Here is a 14412-nt window from a genome sequence, read left to right on the forward strand (position 1 = left end):
ACCCTTCCCACGCTCGCCGCCGCCCTTTTGGCTGTCTCGCCCTCACCGTCTGTATGCGTTGGCTGTCGACAGCCGCGGTAGCCGTCCTTCTCCTGACAGCCGGCTGTAACGCCTTCGTCGGCGCTGACACCGCCGACCAAGGCACCGTCACGCCGGCTCCGGTCCCGACAGCAGCGGGGTCGGGTACGGCAACGACGCTGACCCCGCCGCCCGGCGTCACAACAGAGCGCCTCGAAAACGTCGCGCTCCTGTCGGCCGCCCACCGGCAGGCGCTCAACGGCACCACCTACACCCTGCACGAACGCTACAACGAGTTCACACTCAGGAACGACAGCAGTTCCGTCCGGCGCACCGAGACTGTTGCCGTCGAATCACCGACGCGGTATCGCGACGAGATGGTCAGAATGAGGGCCGACGCGAACGGGACCATCGAGCGGTACGAACAGTCGACCTTCGCCGACGGCACCAACTGGTACGAGCGCCGTGACAACGGCACCGTCGAGCGCCAGCGCGGCGAGGTCCGGTTCAGCCGTGATAAGTACGCCTACCGGACCGCGTTCTACCTGAATCGCTACGCCGTGGTTAACCGGAGTGCTACGGCCGTTGTCACACGGGACGGCAGCCGAGCCTATCGGATTCGCGGTTCCGGCGGCGAGATTCCGACGACGGAACGGCTAGAGGAGTTCCACATCGAACTAGTAGTCGAACCCGATGGCCTTGTGAGCCGATTCGATGTCCGGTATCGTACAGCGGACCGCCTCGTCGAATACAGCTTCTGGTACGAGGATATCGGTGAGACGGCAGTGGAGCGGCCGGCGTGGCTCAACGAATCTACCCCGGCAGGCTGAATGGGGTCGGTACGCGACAGCGCACGCCAGTTGCTACAGGCGGTCCGTCTCGGTTCGAACTTCGTCGGCCCCGGACGTGCTCCCGGCCCGGTCGTCGTAGTACTTCCGACCGATGAAATCGTCGTCGAGGTTCCCGACGAGGGAGTTGTACAGCCCCTCTGAGGACTGATACGTGGCTTCGCTGGTCCGAGCCAACACCTCACTCATCTCTACGGAATCGCCGTTCTGGGCGACCAACTCGACATCGCCGAGCTGCTGGACGATAGTGGCGTGGTCCGCCGGGAACTCACAGGCCTGGTCAAACAACTGCAACGTTTCGGAGTAACGCATCTGTGTGATATACAGAGAATTCATAATTAAAAAAGATTATGAATTGTGAATGTCCAGTCGCTGCTTTTGCCGGCCAAACGTGGTTTACCGGATGAGACATGACGTTTCAACCCATCTGAGCGGGGAAAGCATATCCGAATCTATACCATATGTTTTCACATGTCAGTCAGGACGGCAACGCCGAACGACGTGACGGCCATCAGTCGGATCGCCACGGCGGCATGGGAGACCGATTATCCGGACATCCTTTCGCGCGAAACGGCCGAAGACGGCGTTCGTGACTGGTACGGCCCCGAACAGCTCGAATCGGAACTGGTCGAATCGCAAACCATCCTGCTCGTCGCCGAACGCGACGGGAGCGTCGTCGGATTCGCGCACGCGACGTGGCACGAGACCGACCGTGAAGGGTACATCCTCCGGCTGTACGTCCATCCCGACCACCGTCGGAAGGGTATCGGCCAGACCCTCTTGGAGCGGACCTGTGACGAACTGTTCGAGCACGACATCGACCCGATCAACGCGATGGTCCTCTCCGCGAATGAGCCAGGAGCCGAGTTCTACGAGGGGTTCGGGTTCGAGTTCGCCGACGAGAGCGAAACCGAAACCGGCGGTGAGCGCCACCCCGAGAGCCGCTACGTCCTCGACAACGAGTCGCGGGTCTAGACGTATCGGTCGCGGTGGCCCGGTGCTGTGTTCCTGTAGTGATGGCTGACCGTCGGCACAGAACCGACCAGAAAACAGATGCACAGCGGGGCACGCTGTTGTTTGCTGCTCACTCGCTGCTCGCGTTACCGAGGGTCGCGCCCTTCACTACCTTCATAGCGTCGTTCAGGTACGAGAGCCCGCACTCCGTTCGGCCTCTTGCTGCTCACAGGTCACCCCGTTCCCTGCTCCACTAACGAGGGCCGCGCTTCGCGCGCGCGCCTCTCGCTACTCGTCACCGAGGATGCCACGCTTCGTCATCTTCTCGGGGTCGAGTACATCGTCGACCTCATCCTCGTCGAGATACCCCTCTTCGAGAACGACCTCTCGGATGGTCTTTTCCTCGGCGAGGGCTTTCTTCGCCACCTTGCTCGCCTTGTCGTAGCCGATGGCGGGGTTGAGCGCCGTCGCCAGCGCCATGCTCTGTTCGACGCGCTCTGCGCAGTGCTCGGCGTCGGCTTCGAGCTTAGCGACGAACTTCTCGCCGAACACCGCGCTGCTGTTGGCGATGAGCTTGGCCGACTGCAGGAAGTTCGAGGCCAGCACGGGCTTGTAAAGGTTCAGGTCGATCTGTCCTTCTGCGGCACCAGCCGAGATGGCGGCGTCGTTACCGACGACCTGCTTGTGGACCTGATTGACTGCTTCGGCGACGACAGGGTTGATCTTTCCGGGCATGATCGAGGAGCCGGGCTGGTTCTCCGGCTGGTCGATCTCGCCGAGGCCGTTGCGAGGCCCGGACGCGAGCAAGCGGAGGTCGTTTGCGATCTTGTTCAGTGAGCCAGCGACTGTCCGGAGCGCGCCGTGGGCTTCCGACATCGCGTCGTGGGCGGCCTGCGCCTCGAAGTGGTTGTCCGCTTCGCGGAAATTGAGGTCGGTCTCCTCGCTGATGTACTCTGCCGCTTTCGCCGGGAACTCGGGATGGGTGTTCAGGCCAGTCCCGACCGCAGTTCCGCCAAGTGCGAGTTCGGCGAGGCGACCGTGAACGTCTTGGACGCGGGAGATGCCCTTCTCGACCTGCGTTCGGTAGCCGGAGAACTCCTGGCCCAGCGTCACTGGCGTCGCGTCCTGCAGGTGAGTTCGTCCGGTCTTGACGACGTTGTCGAATTCGTCTTCTTTGGCTTCGAGTTCGTCACGCAGCGTCTTCAACCCGGGAATCACGTCTTTCTCGACCGCTTCGAGAGAGGCGACGTGCATCGCCGTCGGAATCACGTCGTTGCTGGACTGGCCGAAGTTGACGTGGTCGTTCGGGTGGATCTCGCGGGTCCCGATTTCCCCGCCGTACAGCTCCGTGGCACGGTTAGAGATGACTTCGTTGGCGTTCATGTTCGACGACGTGCCCGACCCGGTCTGGAACACGTCGACGGGGAACTGGTCGTCGTGTTCGCCGGCGATGACCTCGTCGGCGGCCTCGACGATACAGTCCGCCTTGTCCGCCGGGATCGTTCCGAGGTCGCGGTTCGCCTGCGCGGCCGCTTTCTTGACGACGCCGAGCGCTCGGACGAACCGTCGCCCGAAGGTCACGTCGCTGATCGGGAAGTTCTCGACGGCGCGCTGTGTCTGTGCGCCCCAGTACGCGTCGGCTGGCACCTGCATCTCACCGAGGCTGTCCTGCTCTGTCCGGTACTCGTCGGTCATACGTCCGGGGGGTGGACCGCCCGGTCGTAAAACCCACCGGTACGAGTCGGGACACCACTCGGCATAGCCCTGTACCCGCCGGGACAGTCACTCACGGGGCACCACGAGTCCTCAATCGGATGGCGGAGACCGTGGGGCTCAGAACTCAGGACTTGGATAAACGTGTATTATCATTCGGAAATATTAAGTAGAATCTCTCTCCACTTACCATGAGTTCGACGCCACAGCGACGTTCATGACCGATGCCCCCACAATACCCGGTGACGGTGGTGTGTTGCTGCCGTCGTCGGCTGTCGGGGCCCGATGGGACACCGACGGACGTGACACCTCGCAATCGATCGCAGCCGGTGTACCCGCCGCGTTGCAACCGCTCGCCCGCTCGGCACGACGACGGGATGGCACACCCGTCACCTGGCGTTCCCACGCCGTCTGCCAGCCTGTGTTGGTGCGACAGGCTGGAGAAGTCGCGTGGTCTCCACGCGTGCTGGCTGGCGAGTCTATGTGACTGACGACACATCCGTCGGGACGATGGACGGCGAACTCACGTCGGCGAACACTGACCAACCATGCGCGAGATACTCAGTAGACTCCTCGCCACCGGGGGTAGGCTCCGGTCGGCGGTATCGAGAGACGAATCGGACGGCGACCAACTGGCAACAGACGGCGGGGCGACGGTGAAGACGACCCGGCGGGACTCGCTCCGGAACTCACTGCCGGTCGAGTGGGAACTCATCGAATCCGCCCCGTTCTGGCTGCCGCCAGTCCTGTTTGCGGGCTTTTTCGTCTACGGCGCTATCGCCTGGAACTTCCTCCTTTCGCTGACTGACTACAACGGCCTGGGTGGTGCGCAGTACGAGAGTTTCGACCTCAGCATGTACAGCCGTTTGCTGAACGATGGGGCGTTCTGGCAGGCGGCACAGAACACGGTGGTGTTACTCGTCGTGTTCACCGTCCTCTGTCTGGCGCTTGGCCTGCTCGTGGCCATCCTCATCGATCAGCAGATCCGCTTCGAGAACACGTTCCGGACCATCTACCTGCTCCCGATGAGCCTCTCGTTCGTCGTCACGGCGACGATGTGGGCGTGGGTGTACAACGCCCGCAACGGCGTGCTCAATCAGTTCCTCCGATTGTTCAATCTTGAAGGAGCCATCGTGGGACTGCTCCGCCCGACCGGGGTCAACGCCGAGGTGATACAGTGGCTCTCCTGGAACACGACCGCCCTGGCGGCGGTTATCTTCGCGCTCATCTGGCAGTTCAGCGGCTACGCGATGGTCGTCTTCCTCGCCGGTCTTCGTGCGATTCCGACCGAACACTACGAGGCTGCGCGGGTCGACGGCGCGTCCACGGTTCGGCTGTACGCGCGGGTCATCATCCCGCAACTCCGCGCCTCCGCGGTGTCAGCGTCGGTGGTGCTGATGGTGTTCGCGCTGAAGGCGTTCGACTTCATTTACGCGCTCCGTGGCTCACAGCCTGGGGCGAACATGGACATTCTGGCGACGATGATGTATCGGGTCGCGTTCGACAGCCTGCAGTGGGCGTACGGGTCAGCCGTCGCTATCGTGCTGTTTGCCCTCGCACTGCTGGTCATTGGTCCGTACCTCTACAGCGAATACCAACGGGGTGAACTATGAGTATCAGAGATGGCGGTTTCATCGACGAACTTCGCAGTACAGAGAATAGCCGTATCGGCCTGTATGCCCTCCTGCTGGCGGGCATTGCCTTCTACCTCTTCCCGGTAGAGACGGCCGTGATGACGATGTTCAAGACTGAGAGCGCGTTCGCCCGGACGCTTCCGTTCGCGCCGCCGGGCACTGACGGCTTCACGCTTGACGCGCTCACTACCGCTTGGAACACGCTCCGGCCGGGACTTATAAACTCGCTGCTGATGGCGATTCCCGCGACGATTGTGTCGGCGCTGCTGGGCAGTATGACCGCGTACGGTCTGACGACGATCAGCTGGCGCGGGCAGGTCGGCGTGGTCGTCCTTATCATCGCGGGTATCTTCATCCCCTATCAGGCCGTGCTAGTCCCGCTGGCACAGTTCTGGTTCCAGGTGCTTCCGGGGCTGCTCAACGGTTTCGTCAACACCGTCTTTGGGTTCATCACGGGCGGCAACTGGCAGTATCCGAGCCGTAACGGATACGTGCAGTTGCTGCAGCTGTCGATCACCCACGCCGCGTACGGGATTCCGATCTGTACGCTGCTGTTCCGATCGTATTATCAGAGCATCTCCGACGAGATGATCGAGGCCGCTCGCCTCGACGGCGCGAGTGCGTTCAGCATCTACCGCAACATCATCCTCCCGCTGTCGCTGCCGATGTTCGCGGTGACGCTCATCTACCAGTTCACGCAGGTGTACAACGACCTGCTGTTCGCGCTCGTGCTCGTCAACGAACCGGCTTCGCAGGTGGCGACCCAGCGCCTCGCGGCGCTCACTGGTGGGGTCGTCCAGTCGTTTAACACCACGATGGCAGGGGCCATCGTTGCAGCACTTCCGACGCTGCTCGTCTACATCATGTTCGGCGAACAGTTCGCGAAAGGCGTCGCTGGAGAGTAATTACGGAGGTATTCACAATGGCACAACTCACACTGGACGAGGTAACGAAGACGTTCCAAGACGACGACGGCGAAATCATCGCGGTTGACGAGGTATCGGTTGACATCGAGGACGGCGAGTTTCTCTGTGTCGTCGGCCCATCGGGCTGTGGGAAATCGACGACGCTGCGGATGATCGCCGGGCTTGAAGACATCACGCGCGGGGAAATCAGACTGGACGGCCAGATCATCAACGACCAGCCGCCGGCCCGCCGGAACGTGGCCATGGTGTTCCAGTCCTACGCCCTGTACCCACACATGACCGTTCGAGAGAACATGGCGTTCGGGCTGGAGGAGTCGACGGACATGCCCGACGACGAGATCAACGAGCGCGTCGAGCAGGCCTGCAAGGACATGGGCATCTTCGAACTCATCGATCGCAAGCCTGGCGAACTCTCCGGCGGCCAGCAACAGCGCGTGGCGCTGGGCCGCGCTATCGTCCGGGACCCTGAAGTGTTCCTGATGGACGAGCCGCTGGCGAACCTGGACGCAAAACTCAAAGCCGAGATGCGGACCGAACTCCAGGAGCTTCAGCATGACCTCGACGTGACGACGGTGTACGTCACCCACGACCAGACAGAGGCGATGACGATGTCCGACCGCATCGCAATCCTCAACGACGGCGTCCTCCAGCAATGTGCGACGCCGCTTGAGTGTTACCACGAGCCGAACAACCTCTTCGTCGCCGGCTTCATCGGCGAGCCGTCGATGAACTTCTTCCCGACGACGCTGGAGGGGTCGACGCTCAAGGGCGAGTGGTTCGAGTACGAACTCAGCGACGAGACGGTCGCCGCTGTCGAGGGGACGACCGACATTACTCTCGGCATCAGACCCGAAGACATCGAGTTCGTCCAGAGCGACACCCGTTCGAACGTGTTCGACTCGACTGTCCACGTCGTCGAACCACGCGGGAACGAGAACACGGCCCACCTGCAGTTCGACGAGTCGATGGATGATCAGTTCATCGCGACGGTCGGCGGGATGAAACAGCTTAAATCCGGCCAGCGCGTCAAGGTTCGATTCCCCGAAAACGCCATCCACCTCTTCGATACGGCCAGCGGAGAGGCCATCCGGAACCGCACGCTCGACGAGATCGAAACGGTCGAATCAGTCGTCTGAACTGAAACCGTCGTGGCCGTCCTTATTCTGCTGTTGGTCGCTCGTGAGCGTCTGCTGTCACGCCCAACGGTCGAGTCCGGTCTGGACGACCGAGTCGTCAATACGTTCGAACCCGCGAGCGACCTCGTCGGCGTCGACCTCCCACTGCTCGGTGACGAACGCACGGGCGGCATCGATGTCCGGCTCGATGCTGTCCGGGATCTCGTAGTCGTCGGTGGCCGCGGGGTCGAGAAACAGGTTCCGGATGCGGTCGGCGTGGTCGATGTGCTCCCCACGGGCCTCAAGCACCGCGTAGAGGTCGCCATGCTCGTGGAGGTCTTTGACGGCTGTTTTGGGGCCGATACCGGAGATTCCCTCGTTGAAGTCCGTCCCCATCAGAATCGCCGCGTCGACCAGTTGCTCCCAGGAGAGATCGTGTCGTTCAAGCGTGGCCTCAAAGTCCATCAGCTCGGGGTCGCCCTTCGACGTGATCTGCCGGAGCGTCATCGGCGCACCGAACAGGAGCGCGTCGTAGTCTTCAGTTCCGACGTAGTCTACGTCGCCCCGCCGGGCCATCACCGACGCCTGCCCCTCGCCTTCTGCCGGGGCGTCGACGATAGGGACGTCGAGTAGCGCAAGCAGGTCCCGTGTCGTGTCAACGATAGTGTCGGTCAGCCGCTGCGTGCGGGAGTCAAGCTTGGCGACGCGGGTACTGTCGCCCGCTTCCCGGGCCGCCTCTAGTTCGGACTCATATTTCTCGCGTTGCTCGCGGCGCTTCTCGACCTCGTCGTCCTTGAGGTCCGTGACCGCACCGTCGAAGACGAACACCGGGGTGAGGTCGTGTTCGAAGAACTTCGGCAGGCCCTGCACGACCCCGATGAGGTTCGCCACCTCCTCACCGTTGCTGGTGGTGTACTTCGACTCGCTGGTGAACTTCACCGTCGTCGTCAGATAGCGATAGAGCCAGTTGTGGGCGTCCACGGCGACGACGCTCCCACCGAGCTCGTCGAATGACACGTCCGACAGGGCCGCGAGCGACCGCAAATCAGCGTTTCCCATTGGCAGGCCTTTGGCCGACAGCGGTTTGAATCTCTCGGAGACGACGTATTACTCCGTGATGGCGCAGTCGGTTCCGGTCGGGCGACTCAGGCGGTCCGTGCGGACGGCTGTTCGGCCCAGTCGTCGAGGACTGATGGCGGGTCGGCGTCGGCCTTCGCCGCGAGAAACGATTCCTCTTCCGGCGAGAGGTCGCGCTCTCGAAACAGGTCAAGCCCGTCCTGATACTGCTCGGTGCTACGGTCGCCCGGCCAGACGAGATCGAGTTCAGCCATCCCCGACTCCGCGCCGCTGAAACAGAACCCGGCCCGATAGGCGGCCTGATACGAAAACGGATTGTTGACGCCGATGGACACGCGCTCGAAGCCCCGATCCGTGGCCCGTTCCCGGACGAACCGGAGGAGACGGGCACCGAGCCGGTCGCCCTGCCGGTCCTGCCGAACGGTGATGTACCGGATACAGAGGGTATCCGCGTCTGTCCGGTCAGCATCGAACGCAGCCGCGGCCACGACCCCATCGTCCCCGACGACGGCCTTTCCGGTCGAGGTCATCACGAACTTGCCCGCATACGCGAACTGCTCGTGGTCCAACCGGAGCCGATGCCCGTCCTCGGGCCAGCCGAGCAGCGTGAACTCCATAGTCAAACTGAATGGGTCGCCCACTGTAATCAGTACTGATCCCCGTTCCAGAGCACCAGCCGCCGTCGTCGTTGAATCCGGGAGAGCGAAGTGCCCGGAGCCGAAACTGCCTGTATGAGCGTCTCGACGGTGGGGAACGGTCGTATCGAACTGTCCACTCGGACGGCACTGCTCGCTGTCGGCGACCTGCTGGCGATTGCCGTGTTCGTTGGCGTCGGCGAGGTGACCCACGGTATCAATCCGATACTCAATCCAGGTCGGTTCGCCGGGACGCTGACGCCCTTTTACGTCGGCTGGCTCCTCGTCGCGGGACTTGGAGGACTGTACACCGCTGGCGCGACCGCGACGATTCGGGCGGCTCTCGGCCGCACTATCGTGGGATGGGTACTAGCGGTCGGGATCGCGCAGGGGCTCCGATCGACGGCGGTGTTCCCCGGTAGTGCGGCGCTGACGTTCGCACTCGTCTCGGTGTTCGTTGGTGGGACGCTGCTGTTGCTCTGGCGGGGTGCGATTGCAGTCGCAAAATAGGCGGCCTGTAGCAGAGAGCTGGTGACGGACTATCGCAGGTCGGCGACTTCGAGCGACTCTGTCGACTGAATCCATGCCTGATGGTTCTCCCGGTCGTAAATTACGAACTCCTCATCCCCGATGTTCAGCTCGGCGTATCGTCGTTCTTGATCGTCGGTCGCGGCGTCCGTCGTGTTGTCCGTTGCGTTCGTGCTCATTGTCTCGTTTGGAATCGATGTTCCGTTTTTCTCCGGTTCAATGTATTCTGGCGTACGTAATAAGCACATGGACCCAGTTATCATCGGAGAAAATAGACTCACTTACGACACCACGTATCCTCTAATCTAGTTCTCAAATTCTGAAAACGACTGTTTTGGTGGGTCCTATCCCGAGAAACGGAGAGTGGTTGCAGTGGTTCCGATATACCGGTTTGTAGCCACTTGATTTCATCTTTGTGGGAAGATAGCACAGTCTGCCTGTGATCGCGGGCCAGCGATAACAGGCCGTCCCCGTCCTTATATTGTGAACAAGTCACAAGTATTACCATATATAAATTTTTTGCCTCTATCCAACTCATAACTTATGAAAATGTTACTTAACGGCTACTGAGTAAATTTGCAGTGGCCATTACGTATATTATGCCGTATTTTAGGGAAACATTCATATACCCCTCCACCGTAGAATAATTCATACTTATGACGGGTTATTACGACATCATTCTCGGACTCATTCCGCTCGCCATGGCCGGCATCACCGCAACTCTGTTCGTTGCCGGCTTCGAACTGACGACGGCGATTCCGATGGCTTCTGTCGTAACAGTCGGTCTCATCGGCCATGCGATGTTCGTCCGTGCCCCCGTCGACCCGGTTCCGAACGACGCGTCGACTCAGCAGGGCGCGCAGTCGGACCCGCTACAGACTGCGGACTGAGTGCTGTCCCACCCGTCTACTTTCCTGTTTTCGATAGATATCCAGTGACCGGTCCCGGGTCGAACAGATTGGCACTGTCGGGCAGTATAAGAGTCGCTCGCCCAAACGACGGAGTATGACGACAGATGCGACAGCGCTGTTCTTGCAGAGTGACGAGGTCGCCGACCTCGCTGAACCCACCGAGTACGTCGACGCCGTCAGAGAGGGGTATCGCCAGCGTGGCGAGGGTGCCCCGGCGACGCCCAGAACAACGCTGTTCTCGGACGAGCCCGCCGGCATGTTGACGGGCTATCTCGCGATTCTTCCCGACACCGGTGCGATGGGCGGGTACACCTACGCGGCCGGTTTCAGCGGGCAAGACGCACACTTCACGCTCCCGATATTCGACTCCGACAGCGGCGACCCGCTCGCTGTCCTCGACGGTGCGAGCATGAACCCGCACAAGACCGGCGCGGCCGGGGCGGTCGGTGTCGACGCACTGGCCCGCCGTGACGCCAGCGACCTCGCAGTAATCGGCAGCGGCGCACAGGCCCGCGGCCAGGTCCGTGCGACGGCGACAGTCCGTGATTTCGATCGTATCGAAGTGTACTCTCCGACGGCCAGTAGCCGGGAGTCCTTCGCCGCGGAGATGAACGATGCGCTGGACCCGACAGTGGCTGCCGTCGCGTCCCCGTCCGCAGCAATCGAGGGTTCCGATGTCGTTATCACGGCGACCAGTGCGAGCGAACCGGTGTTCGACGGCGATCTGCTCGAACCGGGAACCCACGTGACTGCGATGGGCCAGTACCACCCCGAGAAGAACGAACTGGACGCGACGACGATCGAACGCGCCACGTACGTTCCGGACCTGCGCGAGCGGGTGACACAGGACGCCGGGTCGTTCATCAACGCCCTCGATGCGGGCGTCATCGACGAGGACCACGTCCACGCCGAGCTAGGTGATATTGTCGCCGGCAACGCACCCGGGCGGCAGTCTCCCGAGGAGATTACGGTCTTCGACTCCGGCGGCACGGCCATCGAAACCGTCGCTGCGGGCCACATGTTGTACGAGCGGGCGAAGGCCGAGGGCCGCGGTGAGGAGATCGATTTCGCGCCCGCGAGCAAAGCCCTGACTGGGCGGTAACGGTCGCTGGAACGCCGATTAGAGGTACGGTCCGAGACCGAGGGCGTCGATCAGACTGATACCGGCGGCGAGCGCGCCGACGATGTAGCCGGCGATAGTTCCACCGTTCAAAAGCGGGAGTCCTGCGTGCGCGCGCCCCTTCAGAACCATCCAGAGCAGTATCGCCAGGCCGACGTAGGACCCGATCATCGCGGTCAGCGCCGGCAACGGGACGCCGAATACCGACAGTACGTCCGACGAGGCGAAGAACGCGGCGCTGGCGACAAGTATCGACGGGATGATGGCGTCACCGAGACCGATAAACAGCGCATCGCGCTCTAGCGGGTCGGCATGAACGTCAGCACTTTCGTCTGCTTTGCCAGTCTCTGTCGCTTCGTCGGAACGTTCCGCTGGCTGGCTCCCATCCGCAACTGCCGGACCGTCCGCGTCGGCTCCGGATCCTGTGGTCGCCGGCTCCTCGGTCGCGTCGTCCGCTGCTGGGGAACCGTCGCTCGTCTCGTCTTCTGCCGTCGGGTCCGGCGCCGTTGCGTCGAGATACGAGTACGACAGCGTCATCGGGATCACGAGGACGACGGGGACCTTGAGGTCCATGACGCCCGAGGCCAGCGTGAGCATGTGCTCAGTCCCGTAGACGCTGATCGCATCGTACACGGCGAGGACTGTCAACAGGACGAGCGCCGGCAACACCCCGAAACTGATACCGAACAGGCCGGCGGCGGTAGCTCCCATCACGGCACCGGCGCTGTCGATGACGTACCACTCGGGATAGATCAGCAGCGCCGTCCCCAGACCCAGCGCTAACAGGACGGCGACGACGTTGAGGCCGGCGAACGTGAACACCGGCGGCACCAGCACCTGAAACACGTACAGAGAGAGCCAGGCCGCTGAGAAGACGATGAGCCCGCGAATGAGCTGATCCACGTCGTAGCGGAAGGCAAGCAACATAACCACCGTCGCGACCAGAATCGCCCCGATGTACATGAGGCTGTTCGTGGGGTCAGACGGGTCCTCGACGGCCTGGTAGCCAGCCGATTCGAAGGGCTGGACTAGCGCCAGCGCGCCGAGCTGGACGAACAGGAAGATACCAGCGATGAGGCCACACCCGCCGAGGATTCGCCACCGTCGCTCCATGCACACACGTCCTGCAGGAACCGGTTTGAGCGTTACGAAGCAGAGGTGGACAGGCGTCAGCGGTTCGGAGGACTGTTACCGCGCGTACAGGACCGTGCCGACCAGCGCCGGGAGATGCACGCTGTCGTTCGGCGAGACTGCGAGGTACGGGCGCTCGACCGGACCGAACACGTCGACGACGGAGCCAACCGTCTGGAGTTCCTCGTCTACCACGTCGGTCCCCACAGCCGCGTACTCGTCGTCGGGCGCCCGAACGACGGCCAGTCCCTGTGCGACCCGCGAGACAGTGCCGATGCGTTTCATTCACGGAGCGCCTGCATATAGGCCGCCACGGCCCCAAGCAGGTCGCTTTTCGTCGCATCGTCCGCGTCCTTGACGACGACTCGCCCGCGGGCCTCGTACTCGCGTGGATACGTCTTGTCCCGTTCGATGACTGCGTCGTAACCGACCTGCTGGACGGCCTTGGCGATCTCGTCGACAGTCGGCTCTTCGACGGCCAGATCAAGTGACACGCGACGCCCGTCGCTGCGCGAGTGGTTGGCGTCGAGTGCCACCGGCCAGATAACGTTCTCGACCATACCGGGAGTGGCCGCCCGTGGCATATATGGGTTATCGTCACCGTCGATAGGAGATGAAATGATAATTAGATTAAATATATGAAGAATCAAGCTTACATACCTCTGTAATCTATCCGTGGCATATGGTAAAGAAAGGGTTACTCGCTATCGCCGCCGTGGTGCTCCTCGTAGTTTTAGGGACAGGAGTCCTTATCGGAGCACAGTTTGCGGGCGGGACAGCGGATACGCCGACACAGACAGCCAATTCACAGAGCGACGACGGCGGCGGCGGTAATGGCGGTAGTTCAACGGCGACGGCAACGTCCGGTAACAGTACGACGCCAACACCAACGGCGGAACCAAACGGAACAGTGACCGAGACAGCGACCCCACAGCAGGAGTCGATCCCGGCACGGAAGTTCAACGAACAGAACGTCTCGAACTACATCCGGCAGTTCCTCAACGAGGAACGCGAGGCCGCAGATGTCCCGCCGTTCGAATCGGGACTTCGGACAGAAGAGGACCTCAACGAGATGGCAAAGAACCACAGCGAGCAGATGGCCATCGAAGGGAATGCGATCCACAAGATCGACGGCGTCTCCAGTAAAGACCGGTACGAAGACACCGGCCTCTACGACCGGTGTACGTTCGACTCTGCAGAGGGCGAGTACATCGAGCAGCCGGATCGAAACCGGTTTGAGGCAGTTGAGATGACAGTCGCCGGCCAGATGTACGAGGAGAACGGCGAGGAACTGTTCCACGCCACCGACAAGGAAGTCGCCAGAAAAATCGTCGATGACTGGATGGCGTGGCCGGACTACCGCGAACGACTTACGCTCCGCAACGCCAATCTCGTCGGCATCGGCGTGGAGATAACCGCTACTGGCAACGTGTACGCGACTGCCAACATCTGCGGCTAACGGCTGGACGGGCGTACCGAGACACTGACAGCGGGGTCGTTTGTGAGCGCTGTGTGCTGCCACTGCCCCACACCTCTGTCTAAGCTCTACATTTCCCAAACGAACAGTGCCGTCGGTACCTCGCTACTCTCTGTGGCGACCCGTTCGGAAACCGCTGGGGGCAGTACTCGATCAATCAACGGAACTCCACTAATACTGTCTCCTGTGGCTAAGCCGGGTGCAGCCGTCATACCTCTCACAAAACACTTACATAAGCCATTTTACGGCACTGTCTAGTTGAGCGAGTTTGAGAAGTGAGCAGGCCGTTGCGAGAACTGTTCATGGAACTCGCAGACCTGCTCAG

At 61.7% G+C, this 14412-nt stretch carries 17 protein-coding genes; 9 read left to right on the forward strand and 8 right to left on the reverse strand.

Annotation, left to right across the window (positions count from 1 at the left end):
- Positions 1-53 precede the first annotated feature (53 nt).
- Positions 54-848: a DUF7537 family lipoprotein gene (locus IEY38_RS12370; RefSeq protein WP_188978186.1), complete on the forward strand. Its 795-nt coding sequence runs from the start codon at positions 54-56 to the stop codon at positions 846-848.
- Between the two features lie 33 nt (positions 849-881).
- Here IEY38_RS12370 and IEY38_RS12375 read toward each other — a convergent pair whose 3' ends face one another.
- Positions 882-1178, reverse strand: coding sequence for a DUF5789 family protein (locus IEY38_RS12375; protein ID WP_049943979.1), 297 nt, complete (start codon positions 1176-1178; stop codon positions 882-884).
- 159 nt (positions 1179-1337) lie between these two features.
- Here IEY38_RS12375 and IEY38_RS12380 point away from each other — a divergent pair, with 159 nt between their 5' ends.
- Positions 1338-1841: a GNAT family N-acetyltransferase gene (locus IEY38_RS12380; protein WP_188978189.1), complete on the forward strand. Its 504-nt coding sequence runs from the start codon at positions 1338-1340 to the stop codon at positions 1839-1841.
- Between the two features lie 267 nt (positions 1842-2108).
- Here the strand turns inward: IEY38_RS12380 and IEY38_RS12385 are convergent, their stop codons facing one another.
- Positions 2109-3515, reverse strand: coding sequence for a class II fumarate hydratase (locus IEY38_RS12385; protein WP_188978190.1), 1407 nt, complete (start codon positions 3513-3515; stop codon positions 2109-2111).
- Positions 3516-4081: 566 nt separating this feature from the next.
- Here IEY38_RS12385 and IEY38_RS12390 point away from each other — a divergent pair.
- The 3 genes from IEY38_RS12390 to IEY38_RS12400 are packed head-to-tail and all read left to right on the forward strand — an operon-like array spanning position 4082 to position 7229.
- Positions 4082-5146: a carbohydrate ABC transporter permease gene (locus IEY38_RS12390; RefSeq protein ID WP_188978192.1), complete on the forward strand. Its 1065-nt coding sequence runs from the start codon at positions 4082-4084 to the stop codon at positions 5144-5146.
- On the forward strand, positions 5143-6072 hold the full coding sequence (locus IEY38_RS12395) for a carbohydrate ABC transporter permease (RefSeq protein WP_188978194.1): 930 nt from the start codon (positions 5143-5145) through the stop codon (positions 6070-6072). Before IEY38_RS12390 ends, IEY38_RS12395 begins: the two co-directional genes overlap by 4 nt.
- Positions 6073-6089: 17 nt before the next feature.
- Positions 6090-7229: an ABC transporter ATP-binding protein gene (locus IEY38_RS12400; RefSeq protein WP_188978196.1), complete on the forward strand. Its 1140-nt coding sequence runs from the start codon at positions 6090-6092 to the stop codon at positions 7227-7229.
- Between the two features lie 57 nt (positions 7230-7286).
- Here IEY38_RS12400 and fen read toward each other — a convergent pair whose 3' ends face one another.
- Both fen and IEY38_RS12410 read right to left on the reverse strand, forming a co-directional pair.
- Positions 7287-8267 carry a flap endonuclease-1 gene (fen, locus tag IEY38_RS12405; RefSeq protein WP_188978198.1) on the reverse strand — a complete coding sequence of 327 codons (981 nt, stop codon included), beginning with the start codon at positions 8265-8267 and terminating at the stop codon, positions 7287-7289.
- Between the two features lie 86 nt (positions 8268-8353).
- A complete protein-coding gene (locus IEY38_RS12410; RefSeq protein ID WP_188978200.1) occupies positions 8354-8902 on the reverse strand; it encodes a GNAT family N-acetyltransferase in 549 nt (182 codons plus the stop codon).
- Between the two features lie 114 nt (positions 8903-9016).
- On the opposite strand from IEY38_RS12410, the gene IEY38_RS12415 reads away from it, so the two are divergent.
- Complete coding sequence (locus tag IEY38_RS12415) at positions 9017-9430, forward strand: DUF3054 domain-containing protein (protein WP_188978202.1); 414 nt, start codon at positions 9017-9019, stop codon at positions 9428-9430.
- Positions 9431-9459: 29 nt separating this feature from the next.
- On the opposite strand, the gene IEY38_RS12420 is transcribed toward IEY38_RS12415, so the two are convergent.
- On the reverse strand, positions 9460-9627 hold the full coding sequence (locus IEY38_RS12420; protein WP_004518770.1) for a DUF7331 family protein: 168 nt from the start codon (positions 9625-9627) through the stop codon (positions 9460-9462).
- 477 nt (positions 9628-10104) lie between these two features.
- Between IEY38_RS12420 and IEY38_RS12425 the strand changes: the two genes are divergently transcribed.
- Together IEY38_RS12425 and IEY38_RS12430 are read left to right on the forward strand one after the other, a co-directional pair.
- Positions 10105-10338: a hypothetical protein gene (locus IEY38_RS12425; RefSeq protein ID WP_005535639.1), complete on the forward strand. Its 234-nt coding sequence runs from the start codon at positions 10105-10107 to the stop codon at positions 10336-10338.
- A gap of 115 nt (positions 10339-10453) precedes the next feature.
- On the forward strand, positions 10454-11461 hold the full coding sequence (locus tag IEY38_RS12430; protein ID WP_170098258.1) for an ornithine cyclodeaminase family protein: 1008 nt from the start codon (positions 10454-10456) through the stop codon (positions 11459-11461).
- 18 nt (positions 11462-11479) lie between these two features.
- Here the strand turns inward: IEY38_RS12430 and IEY38_RS12435 are convergent, their stop codons facing one another.
- The 3 genes from IEY38_RS12435 to srp19 all read right to left on the reverse strand — a co-directional run bounded on the left by IEY38_RS12435 (position 11480) and on the right by srp19 (position 13170).
- A complete protein-coding gene (locus IEY38_RS12435) occupies positions 11480-12592 on the reverse strand; it encodes a presenilin family intramembrane aspartyl protease PSH (protein ID WP_188978204.1) in 1113 nt (370 codons plus the stop codon).
- 75 nt (positions 12593-12667) lie between these two features.
- A complete protein-coding gene (locus IEY38_RS12440) occupies positions 12668-12895 on the reverse strand; it encodes an H/ACA ribonucleoprotein complex subunit GAR1 (RefSeq protein WP_170098256.1) in 228 nt (75 codons plus the stop codon).
- Positions 12892-13170: a signal recognition particle subunit SRP19 gene (gene srp19 / locus IEY38_RS12445; protein WP_170098255.1), complete on the reverse strand. Its 279-nt coding sequence runs from the start codon at positions 13168-13170 to the stop codon at positions 12892-12894. The genes IEY38_RS12440 and srp19 overlap by 4 nt, the downstream gene beginning before the upstream one ends.
- A gap of 122 nt (positions 13171-13292) precedes the next feature.
- Between srp19 and IEY38_RS12450 the strand changes: the two genes are divergently transcribed.
- A complete protein-coding gene (locus IEY38_RS12450) occupies positions 13293-14069 on the forward strand; it encodes a CAP domain-containing protein (protein ID WP_188978206.1) in 777 nt (258 codons plus the stop codon).
- Positions 14070-14412: the final 343 nt, after the last annotated feature.

Source organism: Haloarcula sebkhae (genome assembly GCF_014647415.1).
In the GTDB taxonomy this organism is placed as follows: Archaea; Halobacteriota; Halobacteria; order Halobacteriales; family Haloarculaceae; genus Haloarcula; species Haloarcula sebkhae.

Excerpts from the sequence above, each read along its gene's own strand:
- IEY38_RS12430 (WP_170098258.1), top strand. The coding sequence starts at position 10,454 with ATGACGACAGATGCGACAGCGCTGTTCTTGCAGAGTGACGAGGTCGCC.
- IEY38_RS12375 (WP_049943979.1), bottom strand. The coding sequence starts at position 1,178 with ATGCGTTACTCCGAAACGTTGCAGTTGTTTGACCAGGCCTGTGAGTTC.
- IEY38_RS12400 (WP_188978196.1), top strand. The coding sequence starts at position 6,090 with ATGGCACAACTCACACTGGACGAGGTAACGAAGACGTTCCAAGACGAC.
- IEY38_RS12410 (WP_188978200.1), bottom strand. The coding sequence starts at position 8,902 with ATGGAGTTCACGCTGCTCGGCTGGCCCGAGGACGGGCATCGGCTCCGG.
- IEY38_RS12420 (WP_004518770.1), bottom strand. The coding sequence starts at position 9,627 with ATGAGCACGAACGCAACGGACAACACGACGGACGCCGCGACCGACGAT.
- IEY38_RS12385 (WP_188978190.1), bottom strand. The coding sequence starts at position 3,515 with ATGACCGACGAGTACCGGACAGAGCAGGACAGCCTCGGTGAGATGCAG.
- IEY38_RS12450 (WP_188978206.1), top strand. The coding sequence starts at position 13,293 with ATGGTAAAGAAAGGGTTACTCGCTATCGCCGCCGTGGTGCTCCTCGTA.
- IEY38_RS12435 (WP_188978204.1), bottom strand. The coding sequence starts at position 12,592 with ATGGAGCGACGGTGGCGAATCCTCGGCGGGTGTGGCCTCATCGCTGGT.
- IEY38_RS12440 (WP_170098256.1), bottom strand. The coding sequence starts at position 12,895 with ATGAAACGCATCGGCACTGTCTCGCGGGTCGCACAGGGACTGGCCGTC.
- IEY38_RS12390 (WP_188978192.1), top strand. The coding sequence starts at position 4,082 with ATGCGCGAGATACTCAGTAGACTCCTCGCCACCGGGGGTAGGCTCCGG.
- fen (WP_188978198.1), bottom strand. The coding sequence starts at position 8,267 with ATGGGAAACGCTGATTTGCGGTCGCTCGCGGCCCTGTCGGACGTGTCA.
- IEY38_RS12380 (WP_188978189.1), top strand. The coding sequence starts at position 1,338 with ATGTCAGTCAGGACGGCAACGCCGAACGACGTGACGGCCATCAGTCGG.
- IEY38_RS12425 (WP_005535639.1), top strand. The coding sequence starts at position 10,105 with ATGACGGGTTATTACGACATCATTCTCGGACTCATTCCGCTCGCCATG.
- IEY38_RS12415 (WP_188978202.1), top strand. The coding sequence starts at position 9,017 with ATGAGCGTCTCGACGGTGGGGAACGGTCGTATCGAACTGTCCACTCGG.
- srp19 (WP_170098255.1), bottom strand. The coding sequence starts at position 13,170 with ATGGTCGAGAACGTTATCTGGCCGGTGGCACTCGACGCCAACCACTCG.
- IEY38_RS12395 (WP_188978194.1), top strand. The coding sequence starts at position 5,143 with ATGAGTATCAGAGATGGCGGTTTCATCGACGAACTTCGCAGTACAGAG.
- IEY38_RS12370 (WP_188978186.1), top strand. The coding sequence starts at position 54 with ATGCGTTGGCTGTCGACAGCCGCGGTAGCCGTCCTTCTCCTGACAGCC.